The sequence below is a fragment of the Streptococcus sp. ALY_208 genome, assembly GCF_058314295.1.
Genome location: NZ_JBZFUI010000001.1, coordinates 347,124 through 366,803 on the forward strand (window position 1 = coordinate 347,124; position 19,680 = coordinate 366,803).

Consider the following 19,680-nt stretch of genomic DNA (forward strand, 5'->3'; position numbering starts at 1 on the left):
GAAATGTAAAACATTTTTGGCCAAGTGCTATAGAAAGTGATGTTATGGATTTAACAAAGTATATTGCCTCTATTGAGAACTACCCTAAAGAAGGAATTACCTTTCGTGATATTTCACCCTTGATGGCTGATGGTAATGCTTACAGTTATGCCATTCGAGAGATCGTTCAGTATGCTACTGATAAGAAAATTGATATGATTGTCGGCCCTGAAGCGCGTGGTTTCATCGTTGGCTGTCCTGTTGCTTTTGAATTAGGTATTGGCTTTGCGCCTGTTCGTAAGCCGGGTAAATTACCACGTGAGGTTATTTCTGCAGACTATGAAAAGGAGTATGGCATCGATACTTTGACCATGCATGCAGATGCCATTAAGCCTGGTCAGCGTGTCCTGATTGTTGATGATCTTTTGGCGACAGGCGGTACGGTTAAGGCAACGATAGAGATGATTGAGCGCCTGGGTGGGATTGTCGCAGGTTGTGCCTTCTTAATTGAGCTAGATGGTCTCAACGGGCGTAAGGCTATTGAAGGCTACGATAGTAAGATTTTGATGAACTTTCCGGGTTGATTGCGTTTGATAGGCTTATAGTTTTGTCCTATAACTCTATCAAGAAAACAGGTATTTGAAAAGCTTATCCCCATGTCCTATAATAGGTTAGACTATCATAGAACGGGGGATATTTTGATGCCGATTACTTTAGATAAAAAATTACCAGCGGTTGATGCGTTAAAAAAAGAAAATATCTTCGTTATGGATGATAAGCGAGCAGACACTCAAGAAATTCGTCCTATCAAGGTTTTGATCGTGAATCTTATGCCGACTAAGGAAGTGACGGAAGCACAGCTCTTGAGGTATCTATCCAACACTCCCTTGCAATTAAAGTTAGACTTCATCCATATGGCGACGCATGCGTCTAAAAATACTAAACTGGAGCATCTTGAGACATTTTACAAGACTTTTGAGGATATTCAGGATAATTATTATGACGGATTGATCATTACTGGGGCTCCAGTCGAAACTTTGCCTTTTGAGCAGGTAGACTATTGGTCAGAGTTGACTCAGATTTTTGAATGGAAAAAGACGCATGTTTATTCGACCCTACATCTTTGTTGGGGAGCTCAAGCTGGTTTGTATTACCATTACGGTGTTGATAAGGTGAAGATGTCCCATAAGTTATCTGGGATCTATCAGCAAGAGGTTACAGAGCCTTTATCCCCCCTGATGAGAGGTTTTGATGATCAATTTTTAGCGCCTCATTCTCGTCATACGGATATTTTAGAATCGGATGTACGAAATAAAACGAATTTGCAGATCTTGGCTAAGGGTGAGCAGGTTGGTCTATCAATTTTAGCTAGTCGGGATTTGCGGGAGATCTATAGCTTTGGCCATCTGGAGTATGATCGTGATACCTTAAAAAAGGAATACGATCGTGATTTAGCTGCTGGGAAGCATCCCAGTCTTCCTGAAAATTACTTTCCTGAGGATAATCCTCAACAAACGCCTATGTTACGCTGGAGTTTGGTGGCGACGACATTCTTTTCAAACTGGTTGAATTACGGTGTGTATCAGGAAACCCCTTATCATTTAGAAGATTTGGCCTTATCAACCGCAAATTTTGGATGTTTATAATGATGGACTAGTTAGAGAGCTTGACTCAGACCTTTTTGAGTCTGTCTAGCTAGTTTCTAGCAGAGAGGATATATGAGCTATTTAGAGAATTTTCAATCAGGTAATCTAGTCTTACCCAGTGCCCTATTGTTTCACTATAAAGATATTTTTTCTAGCAGCGATGATTATCTGGTTTGGCTGTTTTTCTATCTTCAAAATACTACTAATATTGAAGATATGCCATCCAGTCGTATAGCAGAGGCACTGGGAAAAACTGTGGCAGAGGTCAATTCTGCTATTACCAATCTAACTGGTCAAGAATTATTGGTGATGAAAACCATTGAGTTGGATGGTGAAACGGATATTATTTTTGATGCAAGCCCTGCTTTAAAACGCTTGGATGACTTGTTGGCAGATGATAAAGGATCACTAGTTCAGACTAAGCCAGCTCTAGATGCCAATGAATTTCAGCTTTTATTAGATGACTTTGAAAAATCTGGCTGGATGCTGACACCGTTTGAGCTTGAAGACCTGCAAAAATATGTACGGGAAGATGAGATCAGTCCAGATCTTATCCGAGAAGCTCTAAAAGAAAGTGTATTTAATAGTAAACGTAATTGGAAATATCTTACGGCTATTTTGAGGCGCTGGCGCCAAGATGGTATTACTACGGTGCGTCAAATCGAAGAGCGGCGCCAGGAGAGAAATCAGTCTAATCCAAACAAGGTTCAGGTATCGGATGATTTCTTAAATGCTATGAATCTTTGGAGCGAATAGGCTGACAGAGCCTTTAGCTCATCTTTTTGGGCAGTCAAACAGTTCGTTTCTGCTGGTTAGTGCTAGCTTAACTTGCTTGGTCCCAATTAGGGGGCTTTTTTGGTATAATGAAATTATTATGGAAACGATATTATCACAACGTCTGCGCGATGTTGCAGCTTTTATTCCTAAAGGGAGTATATTACTAGATGTTGGCAGTGACCATGCTTATCTGCCTCTTTTTGCTCTGCAAAAGGGTTTGATTGACTGGGCGATTGCTAGTGAAGTAGCTAAAGGGCCCTATCAGGCTGCTTTAGCTAATATTACTCAGTATGGCTTTAGAGAATCTATAGAAGTTCGGTTAGCGGATGGCTTGAGAGCCTTTGATCCTAGTGATAGTGTTGATGTGATTAGCATCTGTGGAATGGGGGGGCGCCTGATCGCTGATATTTTAGAACAGGGACAGGATAAGCTAGACTGCATTCAGCGCTTGATTCTTCAACCTAACAATTGCGAAGATGATTTGAGGCGGTGGCTGAGCCAACATGGTTTTTCTCTAGTAGCGGAGAAAATCATGACTGAAAATGATAAATTTTATGAGATCTTGGTTGCTGAGCATGGGAGAATGGAGCTCTCGGAAAAAGAATTACGCTTTGGGCCTTTTTTATGGCAGGAGCAGTCCTTCGTTTTTACGAGGCGTTGGCAAAGAGAGCTAAACAAGTTGGAGCTAGCTCTAGGGAAGGTTCCTGAAACTAATCCAGAGGCAAGGCAAGTTATTAAGACCAAGATAGCTATGATTAAGGAGGTTCTTTCAGGTGAAAGCGCGTGATTTTATTGCTGCTTATGAGGCTTATTGTCCCCAGGAATTGTCCATGGAAGGAGATATTTCGGGTCTTCAAATTGGCAGTTTAGATAAGGATATTGATAGGGTTATGGTGACCTTAGATGTTCGTGAAGCTACTGTAGCTGAGGCCATCGACAAGGGAGTAGACTTAATTATTACCAAGCATGCTCCGATTTTTAAACCTTTAAAAAATTTAGTCAGCACGCCTCAAAGCGATGGACTTTTAGATCTGGTTAAACATGATATTGCGGTCTATGTCAGCCATACCAATATTGATATTGTTCCTGATGGGCTAAATGATTGGTTCTGTGACTTGTTAGATATTAAGGATACTAAGCCTTTACATGCTACTCAAGAGGGTTATGGTATTGGGCGTATTGGATCCATATCTCCCATGAGTTTAGAGGATCTCTCGACCAGGGTTAAGTCTGTTTTTGGTCTTGATAGTGTGCGTTTGGTGCGCTATGACGGGGCAAATCCTCAAATTGAGCGAGTTGCTATTTGTGGCGGTAGCGGTCAAAGTTTCTATCCAGATGCTCTAGCTAAGGAAGCTGATGTTTTGATTACAGGGGATATTTATTATCATACTGCTCAGGATATGCTGACTCAGGGTTTATATGCCATTGATCCAGGTCATCATATTGAAGCACTTTTTATTGAAAAATTGATTGAAAAAATGACTGAGTGGAAGTTATCTTATAACTGGCAGGTTGACCTGATAGCTAGTCAGTCTTCGACTAATCCATTCAGTTATCTCTAGAAAGAGGATTATAATGACGTGGATTTTATCACAAAATGTTGTTTTACTAGCTCTGTTAGCTGGTTTATTTACTTGGGGCTGTACGATATTGGGAGCAGCAATTGTCTTTTTCTTTAAGCATATTAGCCGTCGTTTGCTTGATACAATGATGGGATTTGCAGCAGGTGTCATGATAGCTGCCTCATTTTGGTCCTTATTAGAGCCTTCTATTAGCTATTCCCAGAAGGATTATGGTATTTGGTCTTGGATTCCAGCAGCTGTTGGTTTTTTAGCAGGAGGCTTGATGCTTCGTTTGATCGATGCCCTGGTTCCTCATTTGCATTTAGATAAGGATGATATCAGTCAAGCAGAAGGTCTCAAACCGCAGAAGAAGCTGTCTAAGACGACGCTGTTATTTCTAGCTATCACTATTCATAACTTTCCTGAAGGATTAGCAGTAGGTGTAACCTTTGGTGCCTTAGCAGGTGGTCATCTAGGGCAAGCTGCTCTGATGGGAGCTATTGGTTTAGCCATCGGTATTGGACTTCAGAATATCCCAGAAGGTGCTGCCTTGTCTATTCCTATTAGGGCGGATGGGCAGTCTCGTATGCGGGCCTTCTATCTAGGCTCTATGTCTGCTATTGTGGAGCCTATTGGTGCTGTCTTGGGTGCTGGTCTTGTGGTATTGATGATGCCCATTTTGCCTTATGCCTTGTCTTTTGCGGCAGGTGCCATGATCTTTGTGGTTGTTGAGGAGCTGATTCCTGAATCTCAGGGCAATGGTAATACAGATATTGCAACACTGGGACTTATGCTGGGATTTGTTATCATGATGGTAATGGACGTTGCGCTAGGATAGGAGCGAAAAATGCGAGTAGCTGTTGTGGGAGCAGGTATAGTTGGAGCTACTGCTGCCTATTATTTGTCAAAGGAAAAGGATCTGGACATCACCGTCTATGATCATGGCTATGGACAGGCAACCAAGGCTGCTGCTGGAATTATTAGTCCTTGGTTTTCTAAGCGTCGTAATCAGACTTGGTACCGTCTAGCTAGGATGGGAGCGGACTTTTACCAGACACTGATCAGTGATTTAGAGAATGATGGTTATGCTACAGACTTTTATCAACAAACAGGTGTTTATCTGATCAAAAAACGTGAGGATAGGCTTGAGGAGTTGTATGATCTAGCTAGGGAGCGGCGCCGGGAATCTCCTCTCATTGGTGAGCTGTCGCTAAAAATGCGCTCAGAAGTTGAGCAAGAGTTTCCAGGATTAACCGGATTTGAAAAATTACTATACGCTTCTGGTGGGGCACGTGTTGAGGGCGCTGAACTGACCCAGACTCTTCTACAAGCTAGTAAGAGTCCAGTAGTTCATAAAAAGGTAGATCTTACAGTTTTATCAGACGGCTATCAGATTGATGGTCAGTGCTATGATCGTATTATTCTAGCGGTTGGTGCTTGGTTGCCCGATATGCTAGTTCCTTTGGGATATCAGGTGGATATTCAGCCGCAAAAGGGTCAACTCAGTGATTATTATTTTAATGAGTTAGAGAGTGATCAATTACCAGTGGTGATGCCAGATGGCGAAATTGATATTATTCCTTTTAGAGGTGGTAAGATCTCTGTTGGGGCGAGTCATGAAAATGATCGTGGCTATGATCTTAGTTTGGATTTAGAGGTTTTAGAATCTTTGGAAAATCAAGCCAAGGGATTCTTTCCAGCTTTAGATCAAGCAGATAAGGTCAGTTCTCGTGTCGGAATTAGGGCTTATACTCCTGATTTTTTACCCGTTTACGGCCCGGTTCCTGGTCTTGAAGGTGTGTTTGCTGCCAGTGGATTAGGTTCCTCTGGCTTGACTGTCGGTCCTCTTATGGCTAAGGAATTGGTAGAAGTCCTGATAAATAGACCAGGTCTACTGAATTTAAGGGATTACCCTATTGGTGACTATATTAAAAGAGAGGGGGATAGAAATCCATAGATTGTGATTTTAGCACGGTTTATGGATTGTCCCCCCTCTCTTAATTTTTAGGATCAGGTAGAGCTCCCACACCAGAGCTACCACGTGCACAGTCCTTAAACAGTCCAGTGGATTGTTTAAGGGGGCGCCTGAAAATGAGGCTGGCTTTGCCTAGCCGATAAAATGGACTAAATAAATAGGCTGGGAACTTATATCCCAGCCTTATTTGTACCTATTTTTTTGAGAATAGTCCTTTGATACTATCTAGGATACCACTTGCTCCCTGAGCATTGGTCAATAGGTCCTGTGCTTGTTCAAAGTAATTTCCCAGATTATCTTTGTTATCATTGATAAAATCTTGTGCAGCTGAGAAATCTTTCTTAGCGATCATCTCTTTTACTTGATCAAATAATTCTAATGGATTCATTGTTTTCTCTCTTCCTATTGTGATAATGCTATTAAATCATACTTATGCCAAATGAGATATTAAAATGCTTGCAATGCTTTGAGTCTAGCCCTGTATAATACAGACTCCTTCTGGGACTGTGAAGTCATGGCTGATTTCCTCGAGGCGCCCTGTATCAGCATGACGCTTGAAGACCGTGACATTATCACTGTCTTGGTGGGTGACAATGAGATATTTCTCATCGTCAGTTAGGCAGAAATCTCTGGGAATCTGACCATGGGTCGGAACGACTTCTAGTAGGTGGATATAGCCGTCTAGAGCAAACTTGAAAATAGCAATGGAGTTATGGCCGCGATTTGAGACGTAAATGTAGCGGCCATCTTTTGTTGTTTCTATAGCGGCTGCAGCATTATCTCCTAGATAGTCTTCTGGTAGGCAAGAAATTGTTTGGAAAATTTCAATGTCACCACAACCTTGGTACAAAATATTATGAATGGTTGAATCTAGTTCATTGACAACAAAGATGTGTTTAAAAATAGCGTGATAGGCTAGATGACGTGGTCCTGAACCAGACGGAAGCGCCAAGGACTGAATCTTGGTCAGCTCTTTAAGGTTCTTACTCAGTTTGTAAGTTGTTAGGTGATCAGTTCCTAGATTGCAAGTGATGATATAGCGATCCGGCGTCAATCCAATGAAGTGGATTCTGGAGTGTTCTTGATCAGGATGAGGGCCTTGCCCTTTTTCTTTGATGCGATGAAGAAGATGCAAGTGTCCATCATCTAACAGTTGGTAAATCAGTCCCTCGCCGGTATGGTAATTAGCTGTCATAATGAGATTTTGCTTGTTATCGACACTAATATGACAAGGAGCAGGTCCAGTTTCGAGGGCTTGGGTTGAGAGGTCCAAGTTATCATTAAGCACACGAATACCTCCTTGCCCCTGTTCATTAGCGACTGTAACTAACTGGTGATTTTTAGTAAAGGCTAGGTAGGTAGGGTTGGTCTGTTTAGATAGAAGCTCGAGATTGGATAATTCTCCAGTAGCAGGATCAAAATCCGCCCGGTAAATTCCTTGAGAGAGGCGTTTAGTATAACTACCAAAATAGAGATGTACCATAGTTACTCCTTTTATATCCAGTTGCTTGTCAGAGAGTAGATTTCTAGCCTGATTAGGGGATAAAATACTTCTGATGAGGAGGGTTCTTCATGATAAAAATTATAGCATGTTTTGTGAGATTCGCCAGACTATGACTGGTGAAAAATCATAGTTGAGATCTGTCAATCTAGTCAAAAAAGACAAGAAAGATACGTTTTTAAATAGATTGTTTTGGTTATTTAAATAAAGTTATTTAACTTAACCGAAACCGGTAAATTTTTGCTAGAATAGATGGCAAAGCTATAGAAGGAAAGTTAAATGACCAAACAAGCTACAATCTGCTATATTGATAATGGAAAAGAGCTCTTGCTCATGTTGCGTAACAAAAAGCCAAATGATGTCCATATGGGTAAGTGGATCTCTGTTGGAGGGAAGCTGGAAGCTGGAGAAACACCAGAAGAATGCGCTATTCGGGAGATCTATGAGGAAACGCATCTACGGGTCAGACAAATGGATTTTAGGGGGATGGTAACCTTTCCTGAGTTTACACCTGGGCATGATTGGTATACCTATGTCTTTAAGGTGACTGCGTTTGAAGGCGAGTTGATTTCAGACCAGGACTCCCGAGAAGGAACCTTGGCATGGGTCCCCTATGATCAAGTCTTATCTAAACCAACCTGGCAGGGGGATTATGAACTCTTTAAGTGGATTCTTGAAGATAGTCCTTTCTTCTCGGCTAAGTTTAGCTATGATAAGACTGGGAAGTTGGTCGATAAGCAAGTCACATTTTATGAATGATGGGAGCCATGATGCATAAAAAAAATACAAATTTTACAGATAGCTGGTTTTACAAATGGGTACTAGATAATCGTTTTGTCAGTGCTATGGTTATCAGCTTTTTAACTTTTTTAACCCTTTATCTTTTGACTCGTATTGGGTTTATCTTTTTTGCCATTGCTGGCTTTATTGCGGTTTTACTGCTGCCAATGGTGATTTCGATTCTTTTTTATTACTTGCTGAAACCTTTGGTCCTTTTAGTAGAAAAATATTGCCATGTCAATCGTACCATAGCTATCAGCTTGATTTATTTGATATTTGCAGCCCTCTTGGTATGGGGAGGTGCTAATCTTTTTCCCATGTTGCAAGAGCAGATGATGTCTTTTGTGAAAAATCTTCCTGACTATATTCAAAGCATGGAGAAGCAGATGACTAAGATTCTAGAAAATGAGCGTCTCGAGCCTATGCGTCCTCAACTAGAAGAGTGGATCAATAACTCCAGCAGCAAGGCTGTTGACTATGCTGAAAATTTCTCAAAAAACTTTATTTCTTGGGCTGGTGATTTTGCTAGTGCGGTGACTAGGGTAGCAGTTGCTATCATCATGACCCCTTTTATTGTTTTTTACCTCTTGAGAGATAGTGATAAGTTAAAGGGAAATATTTTGAAGATTGTTCCAGTTGCCTGGCGCACTCCAGTGTCTCGTGTGCTCAGTGATATTAATAGTCAGTGGCAGGGGTTTGTCCAGGGACAGGTAGTGGTTGCTATAATTGTTGGTATTATGTTTGCCATTCTTTTTTCCATTATCGGTTTACCTTATGCAGTGACCTTGGGGATAGTAGCAGGTGTGCTCAATATGATTCCCTATTTAGGAAGTTTCTTGGCTATGATCCCGGTCGTTATTTTAGCTTTGGTAAATGGTCCGTGGATGCTTGCCAAGGTAGCCATTGTCTTTACCATTGAACAGACTATTGAGGGACGGTTTGTATCGCCTTTGGTTCTTGGCAGTAAGTTGAGTATCCATCCGATTATGATTTTATTTATCCTCCTAGCTTCTGGATCTGTCTTTGGTGTTTGGGGTGTCCTGCTAGGTATCCCTGTCTATGCTTCCGTTCGAGTTGTTATCAAGGAAATCTTTGACTGGTACCGTGAATTTAGTGGGCTTTATCAGGAAGAAAGTGAGGGGGAATCTCATGCTGAATAGTGAAAAGATGATTGCTTCTCTGGATCAACAAGATCTAGGGAGAGCCAATAAGTATTTTAAACGTGCGCTTTTAGAAGATGATTCAGATACGCTCTTATCATTAGCACAGTACTTAGAAAGCATCGGTTTTTTTCCTCAGGCTAAAGAAATCTATCTCAAAGAGCGTTTTGATTTTCCGGAAGTTAATATCAATCTGGCTCAAATTGCTGCTGAAGATGGTGATGTTGAGGAGGCTTTTTCTTATCTGGATACTATTAAGCCAGAGGATGAGTCCTATGTATCATCTCTATTAGTCATGGCTGACCTCTATGATATGGAAGGTTTGACGGATGTGGCACGTGAAAAGCTTTTAGTAGCGAGTCAGATTAGCCAAGATCCCTTAATTATTTTTGGTTTAGCTGAGTTAGATAGCCAATTAGGTAATTTTGAGGAGGCTATCCAGGCTTATGCCAGCCTTGATAATCGGGAAATTCTCATCGCTACTGGTGTGTCCACTTATCAGCGGATTGGATTGTGCTATGCTAGTATGGGTAAATTTGAAGCGGCCGTAGAGTTTCTAGAAAAGGCGGTTGAAATTGAATACGATGATGCTACTGTCTTTGAGCTAGCGACTATTTTGTACGATCAAGGAGAGTACCAAAAGGCTAATCTTCACTTTAAACAGCTAGATACTATGAATCCTGATTTTGAAGGCTATGAATACATTTACGCCCTATCCTTACATGAAGAGCATCAGATTGATGATGCCTTGAAGTTGGTTCAACAAGGGTTGTCCAAAAATCAATATGACAGTCAGCTCTTGCTTTTAGCATCACAATTATCTTATGAAAATCATGATGCTAAAATGGCTGAGTCTTACCTGCTCAGTGCTAAGGATCTGGCAGAGGATGCTGAAGAGGTCCTTTTACGCTTGAGTACGCTTTATTTGGATGATGAACGCTATGAAGACGTAGTAGTTTTGGACCAAGAAGACATCGATAACGTTTTAACCAAGTGGAACATCGCTAAGGCTTATCAAGCATTGGAAGATGAAAGGGCTATCGAGGCCTACAATAGTCTGTCAGAAGATCTTAAGGATAACCCAGAATTCTTATATGATTATGCCTTTCTTCTTAGGGAGTACGGTTACGGGGAGCGTTCACGCTTGATTGCTGAGCGCTATATGACTATAGTTCCTGATGACATGACCATATTGGATCTTTTAGATCAGTGAAAATTTAGGACAAGAGTGGGGTGAGCATCACTAGTTCTAGGCATATGACTTTATCATTTGCCTAGCTTAAGGCTAATGATGAGAAATAGCATAAAGTTATGTGCTTTGCTGTGACAAGAAGGAGGAGGTTGAGCTGTGGCAGATGTGATCAAATTGTTTCAGTATAATACGTTGGGTGCCTTGATGGCAGGCTTATACGATGGCTCTATGACTATTGGGGAGCTGCTTGAACATGGTGATTTAGGAATTGGTACCCTAGATTCTATCGATGGGGAGTTGATTGTATTAGATGGGAAAGCTTATCAAGCTAAAGGATCAGGAGAGGTCCCAGAAATTGTTGAGGTCCCTCTGGAGGCTAAGGTTCCTTATGCTGCTGTTGTCCCTCATCAAGCGGAAGTTATCTTTCGACAACGTTTTGAGATGACAGACCGTGAGCTAGAGGAGCGTATCGAGTCTTATTATGATGGGGTTAATCTTTTTCGTTCCATTAAAATAACTGGTACCTTTAAGCAGATGCATGTTCGCATGATCCCCAAAGCTAAGAGAGGGGAGCGTTTTGCTGAAGTTGCCACCATGCAACCAGAGTACCGCAGGGAAAATGTTAAGGGGACTATTGTAGGCCTGTGGACTCCTGAAATGTTTCATGGTGTGAGTGTGGCAGGCTATCATTTACATTTTTTATCGGATGACCATACTTTTGGTGGGCATGTCATGGATTTTATCATTTTAGATGGCAGTGTCGAGGTTGGACCTGTTGATCAGCTGGATCAGCGCTTTCCTGTTCAAGATCGTCAATATCTCTTTGCTAAGCTCAATGTGGATCAACTAAAAGATGATATTAACAAAGCGGAGTAAATTATTGATCATAAAAGGGGGAGGATTTTAATCCTCCCCTTTTATGATATTTAAGTGCCACATTTTATTTGTTATCGTGAAAAACAAATAGTTTGCTAAAGATATAGTTGAGCACGATAATGAGGACCTGGCTGATCAGTCCGACGATAAGGTCTACGATACGCAGATTGTCATTGACAAATTGTCCGATGATATGAGGAAAACGAGTGACAAAAATGTAAGTCATACCAAAGTCCAAGACCATGGTCACTAACCTAGCAGGGATAAACTTCATAAAGCGTTTATGCCAACCTTGTCGTTTTTGGTTGAAGACCCAAATGTCATTGGTCACGAAAGCGAAGATAATGGCAATGACATTAGCAACAGGTGTTGCGACTAGGGGATGCCCTGTGAGGAATAGGGTAGTAGCACGACTGATCAGGTAAACTAAGGTTGTTAGTCCTCCGAAAAAGAGGTATTTCAGAATTTCGTTGTTCCAGCAAAAAAGAATGAGTGATTTAATCTGTTTCATAGCTCTAGTCTAACACAAAATGCTGGTACAAACTAGGTAAAAACAAGTTCCATTATTTTTAGAGTAGCTTGTGCTATACTAGTGGAGCTGTATGATTAGAACTTGATGTTATTATTGCTATCAAGTGGATTAAAGGAGGCAAAGGATTTATGACATTTACAGTGCGTGATATTGTTCAAATTTCTATTGTGACGGCTCTTTACTTTATATTGACGGCTTTTCCGCCTTTTAATGCCATCAGCTATGGTGTTTATCAGTTCCGCCTTTCGGAAATGCTGAATTTCTTGGCTTTTTATAAGCCAAAATACATTATCGCTGTGACACTCGGTTGTGCTTTGGCAAATTTATATAGTTTTACCCCGATAGATGTTCTTGTGGGAAGTGCTCAAACCTTTATTTTTGTTAGTCTGGGTGTTGTCTTGTTTAAAAAGTATATGGATCAGACTATTCTTGGTTACAACAAGGCTTTTTTCTGGTTTAGTCTCGGGTTTTCATTCAGTATGTTTGTCATTGCCGCTGAATTGGCAATTGTTGGCAAAGGACCATTTTTCATAACTTGGCTGACAACAGGTATTGGTGAATTAGTGTCTCTTTTGGTTGGTGGTGCTATTATTAGTCTTTTGGCTAAACGCATTGATTTGACCAAATAAAATCTGCAAAAAAAGAGATGATGGATAGGAATAGGAAATAGTTGTATCCGAATTAAGAAAGGAAAGGTCACAGATCGTTAAGTCTATAACGGTTTATAGTGTCTTCCTTTCTTTTTTTGCTTAACAAGCCTATGGTGACATGCTATAATACACTTATGGAAAACCGTATCAAAGAATTGGTAGCTCAGCTTAATCGCTATGCTAATGACTATTATACGTATGATAATCCCAGTATTTCTGATGCCCAGTATGATAAGCTCTATAGAGAGCTTGTTGACTTAGAAAAGGATTATCCAGAACTAATACAGCCTGATAGTCCTACGCATCGTGTCGGTGGTGTGGTGCTGGAAGGCTTTGAAAAATATACTCATGAATACCCTCTGTTTTCTTTGCAGGATGCTTTTTCACGTGAGGAGCTGGACGAGTTTGATCGCCGGATTAAGGCAGAATTTCCCAGTGCCTCTTATCTGGCTGAATTGAAAATTGATGGGCTCTCTATTTCTCTGACTTATCGTGAGGGGCGCTTGGAGATTGGTGCGACACGTGGAGATGGGACCGTTGGTGAAAACATTACAGAAAACCTCAAGCGGATCAAGGATATCCCTTTGGTACTGCCTAATCAAGAGAGTTTGACGGTTAGAGGAGAGGCCTATTTACCACGAGTTTCTTTTCAAGCTATTAATGCTAAACGTCAAGAAGAGGGGTTAGAGGAGTTTGCTAATCCTCGAAATGCTGCAGCGGGCACATTGAGGCAGCTAGATACTAGGGTTGTTGCTGAGCGGCAGCTGGCTACCTTTATTTATCAAGAGGCAGGAGAAACTCAGTTTAGTACTCAAGCTGATGTTTTAGAAGGCTTTGAAAAACTGGGATTTGTGGTCAATCCCCGTCGGATAGTAACCAGCTCTATGGATGTTATCTGGGACTTTATTCAGGATGTTCAGGCAGAGCGTGACCAGCTGGGCTATGATATCGATGGGATTGTAATCAAGGTTAATAGCTTAGCTATGCAGGAAGAGCTTGGTATGACAGCTAAAGCTCCACGCTGGGCTATTGCCTATAAGTTTCCAGCAGAGGAAAAAGAAGCACAAATACTATCTGTTGATTGGACAGTAGGACGGACTGGTGTGGTCACTCCGACGGCTAATCTGACACCAGTGCAATTAGCTGGAACAATGGTCAGTCGTGCGACTCTGCACAATGTTGATTATATCGCTGATAAGGATATCCGTATCGGAGACACAGTGATTGTCTATAAGGCTGGGGATATTATTCCAGCGGTTTTAAATGTCCTTATGGAAAAGCGTAGGGACCAAGAGCCCATGTGTATTCCAGAGCATTGCCCGTCTTGCCATAGCGAGTTAGTCCACTATGAAGATGAGGTGGCTCTACGCTGTGTGAATCCTCGCTGTCCTGCCCAGATCAGAGAAAAATTAATTCACTTTGCTAGTCGAGATGCTATGAATATCACAGGACTTGGTCCGTCTAATATTGATAAGGTTTATAAAGCTGGATTGGTAGAGGACGTAGCTGATCTCTATCAGGTCAGTCAGGAGCAATTCTTAAGTTTGGAAGGCTTCCAAAAAAAATCAGCTCAAAAACTCTATCAAGCGATTGCAGCTTCTAAGGCAAATTCTGCTGATAAGTTACTGTTTGGATTGGGGATCCGTCATGTTGGAGCCAAGGCCAGCCAGTTACTTATGGAGCATTTTGGCAGTTTGGATGCCTTGATAGCAGCAGATCCTGAAGAAGTTGCTGCTATTGATAATCTGGGTCAGTCTATCGCAAAGTCGCTCAAGGACTATTTTGCTACCCAAGGTGGGATTGAGTTGGTTGAGGAGCTGCGTCAGGCGGGATTGAACTTTAACTACCAAGGTTTTCGGGTGGCAGCAGATGCTGTCTTATCCAATCAGACGGTTGTTTTGACTGGTAAATTGAGTAGTTTGTCCAGAAAAGAAGCGAAGGAAAAATTAGAAAGACTGGGAGCAAAAGTTACTTCATCAGTCTCTAAAAAAACAGATCTGGTCGTTGCTGGTGAGGATGCTGGCTCCAAGTTGGCTAAGGCTCAAGAATTAGGAATTACCATTCATGATGAAGCCTGGCTACTAGAACTGTAATCGTATAAAAATATACTTCATAGCCCCACCGAGTTTGCTTGTTGAGTGGCTGGTATCTTATTTCAATGATATCTGGGGCTATTGCTAATGATGAGGAGAAAATCTCTTAGTCATTATAAATTTTCGACAGTCTTTTATCTTTCTATTAGGATTTTGATAGGTAGATTGTCTTTTGTTTACCTTAGGTTAGGAGAAAACTATGGCGCAAAAACGTGCACGTCTGATTTATAATCCGACATCAGGCCAGGAAATTATGAAGAAAAATGTTGCTCAGGTCTTGGATATTCTGAAGGGATTTGGGTATGAGACGTCTGCTTTCCAGACAACACCTGAGCCAGATTCGGCCAAAAATGAAGCTAAACGTGCGGCTCAAGCAGATTTTGATTTGGTCATCGCAGCAGGTGGTGATGGCACCATTAATGAAGTTGTCAACGGTATTGCTCCTTTGGATAAGCGACCACAGATGGCTATCATTCCGACAGGAACAACTAATGATCTTGCACGTGCCCTAAAAATTCCTCGTGGGAAGCCTGTTGAGGCCGCTAAGTTGATTGGAAAGAATCAAACGATCCAGATGGATATTGGCCGTGCTCAGGATGATGTTTATTTTATTAATATTGCTGCAGCTGGAACCTTAACAGAGCTGACCTACAGTGTCCCTAGCCAGCTTAAGACCATGATTGGCTATCTTGCTTACTTGGTCAAGGGGGTTGAGTTACTGCCGCGTGTGAGTACAGCTCCCGTGAGGATTACGCATGACCAAGGTGTCTTCGAAGGGGATGCTTCTATGATCTTTGCGGCCATTACCAATTCAGTAGGTGGCTTTGAGACGATTGCGCCGGATGCTAAGTTGGATGACGGCATGTTTACTCTGATCATTGTAAAAACAGCTAATCTATTTGCCATTACGCATCTGGCTAGCAAATTGATCCAGGGCGGCAAACATATTGATGATCCTCGTATTGAATATATCAAGACGAGCAAGATACATATCGAGCCCCTGACGGATAAGCGTATGATGATCAATCTGGACGGTGAGTATGGAGGCGATGCGCCAATCACTCTTGAAAATCTCAAGAATCATATTGAATTTTTTGCAGACACGGATGAAATCTCAGATGATGCAATGGTTCTAGATACAGAGGATTTAGCTATGGAGGCGATCGCCCAAAAATTTTCTCATGAAGTTGATGAGTTAGAGGACTTTCCAGATGAGGAAAAAACAAGTGAAACTGACCGTATGTGATAGAGCATTAAAGGGATAGTGAGATAACTCGCTATCCCTTTAAACGGTAAAAGAGTAGGAATGGTCAAACTGTTTTCAGAAAAATGAGCTATTACTTTTGAAACCGTTGACTTTCTTATTGAATAGGTCTAGAATTAGTGGGTAAAAAATTTTAAAGGAGTATTTTTACTATGCATTTAACTGTTTTAGCACTCGGCCTTGCCGTTATGGGTGTATCAATCGGTGAAGGTATCTTGGTTGCCAATATTGCTAAGGCAGCCGCTCGCCAACCAGAAATGTTCAGCAAACTTCGTTCATTGATGTTTATCGGGGTTGCCTTTATTGAAGGTACCTTCTTCGTTCTCTTTGGTTTAAGCTTCGTAGTAGCTAACCTGTAGGATAATGAACATAGTAGAAGAAGGAGGGATAAGGTTTGGAAACACAAACTAATCCAAGTGTATCTATTTTCGGTATCAAATTTGATTTGACCATTTTAGCCATCTCTCTTTTGACAGTCCTTATTGTGTTTTTATTCGTTTTTTGGTCTAGTCGTAAAATGTCAATCAGACCTAAGGGGAAGCAAAATGTTTTGGAATACCTCTATGAATTTGTAAATGGTACCATTTCAGATAATTTAGGGGGCTATACAAAAAATTATGGTCTTTTACTCTTTGTTGTTTTTACGTTTGTCTTTACGGCTAATAATATCGGCCTTTTGACCGCTATTAAGACGGAGAAATATAATTTGTGGACCTCGCCAACTTCTAATTTTGGTGTCACCCTTACACTCTCTTTATTGATAGCTTTGGTTTGCCATGTTGAAGGGATTCGCAAGAAGGGAGTAGGCGGTTACCTAAAAGGTTTCCTCAGTCCCTATCCTGCCATGTTACCAATGAACATTCTTGAACAACTTACCAATGTTGCTTCCTTAGCCTTGCGACTTTTCGGGAATATCTATTCTGGTGAGGTGCTTACAGGTCTTATTTTAAAACTAGCTACACTGTCAATCTTTGCATGGCCTATAGCATTTGCCATCAATATTCTCTGGGTTGCCTTTTCAGCTTTTATTGGTGCTATCCAGGCTTATGTCTTTATTATTTTGAGTTCTAATTACATCGGTGATAAAGTCAATGCCGAAGAAGAATAAGGAAAGAGAGGTAAAATATGTCTATACTGTTTAATAGTACGACGCTCGGTAATATTATCATTACGACAGGTTCAGTTTTAGTCCTCTACTGGTTGATTCGCAAATTTGCCTGGAAGCAGCTTACTGGAATCTTCGAGGAGCGGGCTCAAAAGATTAACAATGACATTGATGAAGCTGAAAATGCTCGTAAGCAGGCAGAAGAGTTGGCCCAAAAGCGTCAGGTTGAACTGAATGCTGCTAAGGATGATGCCGCAAAAATTATTGACGATGCTAAAGAAACTGGTCATGTGCAAAGTCAAAAGATCATTGCAGATGCTCACGTTGATGTGAGCCGTATGAAAGAAAAAGCTGAGCAAGATATCGCGCAATCACAGGCAGAAGCTCTTTCAAGTGTGAAGGGTGATGTAGCTGACTTAACGATCTTGCTAGCTGAAAAGGTTATTGCTAAAAACCTTGATCAATCAGCTCAGTCCGATCTGATTGACAACTATCTTGATCAACTAGGAGATGCCTAATGGATCGTAATACGCAAGCTGTCATTGAACAGTATGCTGATGGCCTGGTTCAGGTTGCTATTGACAATGATCAGATAGCAGAGATTCAAGAGGAAGTTTCCAGCCTTCTTGCTGTCAGTCAGGAGACTGGACTTGTTGAGTATCTGTCCAGCCTTGCAATCAGCCACAGCGATAAAGAAAAACTCATTGAAGTGCTGCAAGAGCAGGCTTCTCGGTATGTGAAGAATTTTCTTGCAGTCATTTTACAGAATGAACGTGAAGGTTTGCTAGAGTATATGTTCCAAGCAGTTTTGGACAAGCTCACTCACCTAACATGTAATTTTGATTTGACCGTGACAACAGCGGTGACTCTTACAGATAACCAGCGACAGGGCTTGCTTGCTCTTGGCAATCGCAAGTTTGGTATCCAAGCGAAGTCACTGGTGGAAAAGCTTGATGCTAGAATTATTGGTGGTTTTATACTTGAAGCTAATCATCAGACGATCGATACTAGTATTCGAAGTCAATTACAACAATTAAAAAATAATCTTAAATAGAAAGTGGTGTGACTTTTGGCCATTAATGCTCAAGAAATTAGTGCTTTAATCAAAAAGCAAATTGAAAACTTCCAGCCAAATTTTGACGTCACTGAAACTGGTGTGGTAACTTACATTGGTGATGGGATTGCTCGTGCAAGAGGGCTCGACAATGCTATGGCTGGTGAGTTGCTGGAATTCCAAAACGGTGCTTATGGTATGGCTCAAAACCTTGAGTCTAATGATGTTGGTATTATTATTCTTGGTGATTTTTCTGCAATCACTGAGGGAGATACCGTCAAGCGCACTGGAAAAATTATGGAAGTCCCAGTCGGTCCCGAAATGATTGGTCGTGTGGTGAATCCACTGGGTCAACCAGTTGATGGACTCGGTGATATCAATACGAAGGCGACACGTCCTGTTGAAACGCCTGCACCAGGTGTCATGCAGCGTAAGAGTGTCTCAGAACCTCTGCAAATAGGACTCAAAGCTATTGATGCACTTGTTCCAATAGGACGCGGTCAACGTGAATTGGTCATCGGTGACCGTCAGACTGGTAAAACATCTGTTGCTATTGATGCGATTTTGAATCAAAAAGATCAAGATATGATCTGTATCTATGTTGCGATTGGACAAAAAGAATCAACCGTTCGTACACAGGTTGAAACCCTCCGCAAATATGGTGCTCTGGATTATACAATCGTTGTGACTGCATCGGCATCACAGCCCTCTCCCTTAGTTTACATTGCCCCTTATGCAGGTGTAGCGATGGCAGAAGAATTTATGTATCAAGGTAAGCATGTGCTGATCGTTTACGATGATTTATCAAAACAAGCCGTAGCTTACCGTGAGTTATCCTTACTTTTGCGTCGTCCACCGGGTCGTGAAGCTTACCCAGGGGATGTCTTCTATCTTCATAGTCGTCTGTTAGAGCGTTCTGCCAAGGTTTCTGATGACCTAGGTGGCGGCTCTATTACGGCTCTGCCGTTTATTGAGACACAAGCAGGGGATATTTCTGCTTATATCGCAACTAACGTTATTTCTATTACAGATGGTCAAATCTTCTTGCAAGAGAATCTTTTCAATTCTGGTATACGTCCTGCTATTGATGCTGGTTCCTCTGTATCACGTGTTGGTGGTGCTGCCCAAATCAAGGCTATGAAAAAGGTAGCTGGAACCTTACGTTTGGATTTGGCATCTTACCGTGAGTTGGAGGCCTTTACGCAGTTCGGATCTGATCTAGATGAAGCGACTCAAGCTAAGTTGAACCGTGGTCGTCGGACAGTAGAAGTTTTGAAACAGCCTGTTCATCAGCCCTTGCCTGTTGAAAAACAAGTTTTAATTCTCTATGCTTTGACACATGGCTTCTTGGACAATGTGCCTGTTGATGATATTCTTGCGTTTGAACAGGCCTTGTATGATTATTTTGACAGTCATCATGAAGATCTCTTTGAAATTATACGGACGACTAAGGATCTTCCAGACGAAGCTGTTCTGGATGCTGCTATTCAATCTTTCAAAGATCAATCATCGTTTGAATAAGGGAGGTTGATGA

The 19,680-nt window shown here is 41.4% G+C and carries 22 protein-coding genes; 19 read left to right on the top strand and 3 right to left on the bottom strand.

Annotated elements, in window-relative coordinates; all coding sequences use genetic code 11:
* Positions 1 to 44 precede the first annotated feature (44 nt).
* From AC4HAI_RS01675 to AC4HAI_RS01705, 7 genes are all read left to right on the top strand, one after another.
* The gene (locus AC4HAI_RS01675; RefSeq protein WP_491078340.1) at positions 45 to 563 is read left to right on the top strand and encodes an adenine phosphoribosyltransferase; all 519 of its coding nucleotides are present in this window, start codon (positions 45 to 47) and stop codon (positions 561 to 563) included.
* 117 nt (positions 564 to 680) lie between these two features.
* Positions 681 to 1,625 (top strand): homoserine O-acetyltransferase MetA, encoded by a 945-nt coding sequence (gene metA, locus AC4HAI_RS01680; protein ID WP_491078341.1) that lies wholly within the window; start codon positions 681 to 683, stop codon positions 1,623 to 1,625.
* A 72-nt stretch (positions 1,626 to 1,697) separates the two neighbouring features.
* Positions 1,698 to 2,381 carry a DnaD domain-containing protein gene (locus AC4HAI_RS01685; protein ID WP_491078342.1) on the top strand — a complete coding sequence of 228 codons (684 nt, stop codon included), beginning with the start codon at positions 1,698 to 1,700 and terminating at the stop codon, positions 2,379 to 2,381.
* Between the two features lie 118 nt (positions 2,382 to 2,499).
* Positions 2,500 to 3,189: a tRNA (adenine(22)-N(1))-methyltransferase gene (locus AC4HAI_RS01690; RefSeq protein ID WP_491078343.1), complete on the top strand. Its 690-nt coding sequence runs from the start codon at positions 2,500 to 2,502 to the stop codon at positions 3,187 to 3,189.
* Positions 3,176 to 3,964 (top strand): Nif3-like dinuclear metal center hexameric protein, encoded by a 789-nt coding sequence (locus tag AC4HAI_RS01695; protein WP_491078344.1) that lies wholly within the window; start codon positions 3,176 to 3,178, stop codon positions 3,962 to 3,964. The genes AC4HAI_RS01690 and AC4HAI_RS01695 overlap by 14 nt, the downstream gene beginning before the upstream one ends.
* Before the next feature lie 13 nt (positions 3,965 to 3,977).
* Positions 3,978 to 4,802 (top strand): ZIP family metal transporter, encoded by an 825-nt coding sequence (locus AC4HAI_RS01700; RefSeq protein ID WP_491078345.1) that lies wholly within the window; start codon positions 3,978 to 3,980, stop codon positions 4,800 to 4,802.
* A 9-nt stretch (positions 4,803 to 4,811) separates the two neighbouring features.
* The gene (locus AC4HAI_RS01705; RefSeq protein WP_491078346.1) at positions 4,812 to 5,921 is read left to right on the top strand and encodes an NAD(P)/FAD-dependent oxidoreductase; all 1,110 of its coding nucleotides are present in this window, start codon (positions 4,812 to 4,814) and stop codon (positions 5,919 to 5,921) included.
* A gap of 211 nt (positions 5,922 to 6,132) precedes the next feature.
* On the opposite strand, the gene AC4HAI_RS01710 is transcribed toward AC4HAI_RS01705, so the two are convergent.
* Positions 6,133 to 6,327, bottom strand: a complete 195-nt coding sequence (locus AC4HAI_RS01710; protein WP_491078347.1) for a hypothetical protein — start codon at positions 6,325 to 6,327, stop codon at positions 6,133 to 6,135.
* Positions 6,328 to 6,411: 84 nt separating this feature from the next.
* Positions 6,412 to 7,422 (bottom strand): lactonase family protein, encoded by a 1,011-nt coding sequence (locus tag AC4HAI_RS01715; RefSeq protein WP_491110173.1) that lies wholly within the window; start codon positions 7,420 to 7,422, stop codon positions 6,412 to 6,414.
* A gap of 297 nt (positions 7,423 to 7,719) precedes the next feature.
* Between AC4HAI_RS01715 and AC4HAI_RS01720 the strand changes: the two genes are divergently transcribed.
* The 4 genes from AC4HAI_RS01720 to budA all read left to right on the top strand — a co-directional run bounded on the left by AC4HAI_RS01720 (position 7,720) and on the right by budA (position 11,448).
* Positions 7,720 to 8,199, top strand: a complete 480-nt coding sequence (locus AC4HAI_RS01720) for an NUDIX hydrolase (RefSeq protein WP_491078349.1) — start codon at positions 7,720 to 7,722, stop codon at positions 8,197 to 8,199.
* An 11-nt stretch (positions 8,200 to 8,210) separates the two neighbouring features.
* Positions 8,211 to 9,380, top strand: a complete 1,170-nt coding sequence (locus AC4HAI_RS01725; RefSeq protein WP_491078483.1) for an AI-2E family transporter — start codon at positions 8,211 to 8,213, stop codon at positions 9,378 to 9,380.
* The gene (locus AC4HAI_RS01730) at positions 9,370 to 10,593 is read left to right on the top strand and encodes a tetratricopeptide repeat protein (RefSeq protein ID WP_491110174.1); all 1,224 of its coding nucleotides are present in this window, start codon (positions 9,370 to 9,372) and stop codon (positions 10,591 to 10,593) included. Before AC4HAI_RS01725 ends, AC4HAI_RS01730 begins: the two co-directional genes overlap by 11 nt.
* 135 nt (positions 10,594 to 10,728) lie before the next feature.
* Positions 10,729 to 11,448, top strand: a complete 720-nt coding sequence (gene budA, locus AC4HAI_RS01735; protein WP_491110176.1) for an acetolactate decarboxylase — start codon at positions 10,729 to 10,731, stop codon at positions 11,446 to 11,448.
* A gap of 64 nt (positions 11,449 to 11,512) precedes the next feature.
* On the opposite strand, the gene AC4HAI_RS01740 is transcribed toward budA, so the two are convergent.
* Positions 11,513 to 11,959: a GtrA family protein gene (locus AC4HAI_RS01740; RefSeq protein ID WP_491078352.1), complete on the bottom strand. Its 447-nt coding sequence runs from the start codon at positions 11,957 to 11,959 to the stop codon at positions 11,513 to 11,515.
* A 149-nt stretch (positions 11,960 to 12,108) separates the two neighbouring features.
* On the opposite strand from AC4HAI_RS01740, the gene AC4HAI_RS01745 reads away from it, so the two are divergent.
* The 8 genes from AC4HAI_RS01745 (at position 12,109) to atpA (ending at position 19,667) form a co-directional block, all read left to right on the top strand.
* The gene (locus tag AC4HAI_RS01745; protein ID WP_491110178.1) at positions 12,109 to 12,609 is read left to right on the top strand and encodes a QueT transporter family protein; all 501 of its coding nucleotides are present in this window, start codon (positions 12,109 to 12,111) and stop codon (positions 12,607 to 12,609) included.
* Between the two features lie 155 nt (positions 12,610 to 12,764).
* The gene (gene ligA / locus AC4HAI_RS01750; RefSeq protein WP_491110179.1) at positions 12,765 to 14,723 is read left to right on the top strand and encodes an NAD-dependent DNA ligase LigA; all 1,959 of its coding nucleotides are present in this window, start codon (positions 12,765 to 12,767) and stop codon (positions 14,721 to 14,723) included.
* Between the two features lie 199 nt (positions 14,724 to 14,922).
* Entirely contained in the window at positions 14,923 to 15,969 is a 1,047-nt protein-coding gene (locus AC4HAI_RS01755; protein WP_491110181.1) for a diacylglycerol kinase, read from the top strand.
* 170 nt (positions 15,970 to 16,139) lie between these two features.
* Complete coding sequence (locus AC4HAI_RS01760; RefSeq protein WP_002997972.1) at positions 16,140 to 16,346, top strand: F0F1 ATP synthase subunit C; 207 nt, start codon at positions 16,140 to 16,142, stop codon at positions 16,344 to 16,346.
* 35 nt (positions 16,347 to 16,381) lie between these two features.
* Positions 16,382 to 17,095, top strand: coding sequence for a F0F1 ATP synthase subunit A (gene atpB / locus AC4HAI_RS01765; RefSeq protein WP_491078356.1), 714 nt, complete (start codon positions 16,382 to 16,384; stop codon positions 17,093 to 17,095).
* Positions 17,096 to 17,112: 17 nt separating this feature from the next.
* Positions 17,113 to 17,610: a F0F1 ATP synthase subunit B gene (atpF, locus tag AC4HAI_RS01770; protein ID WP_491078357.1), complete on the top strand. Its 498-nt coding sequence runs from the start codon at positions 17,113 to 17,115 to the stop codon at positions 17,608 to 17,610.
* Complete coding sequence (locus AC4HAI_RS01775; RefSeq protein ID WP_491078358.1) at positions 17,610 to 18,146, top strand: F0F1 ATP synthase subunit delta; 537 nt, start codon at positions 17,610 to 17,612, stop codon at positions 18,144 to 18,146. The genes atpF and AC4HAI_RS01775 overlap by 1 nt, the downstream gene beginning before the upstream one ends.
* A gap of 15 nt (positions 18,147 to 18,161) precedes the next feature.
* On the top strand, positions 18,162 to 19,667 hold the full coding sequence (atpA, locus tag AC4HAI_RS01780) for a F0F1 ATP synthase subunit alpha (RefSeq protein WP_491110182.1): 1,506 nt from the start codon (positions 18,162 to 18,164) through the stop codon (positions 19,665 to 19,667).
* Positions 19,668 to 19,680: the final 13 nt, after the last annotated feature.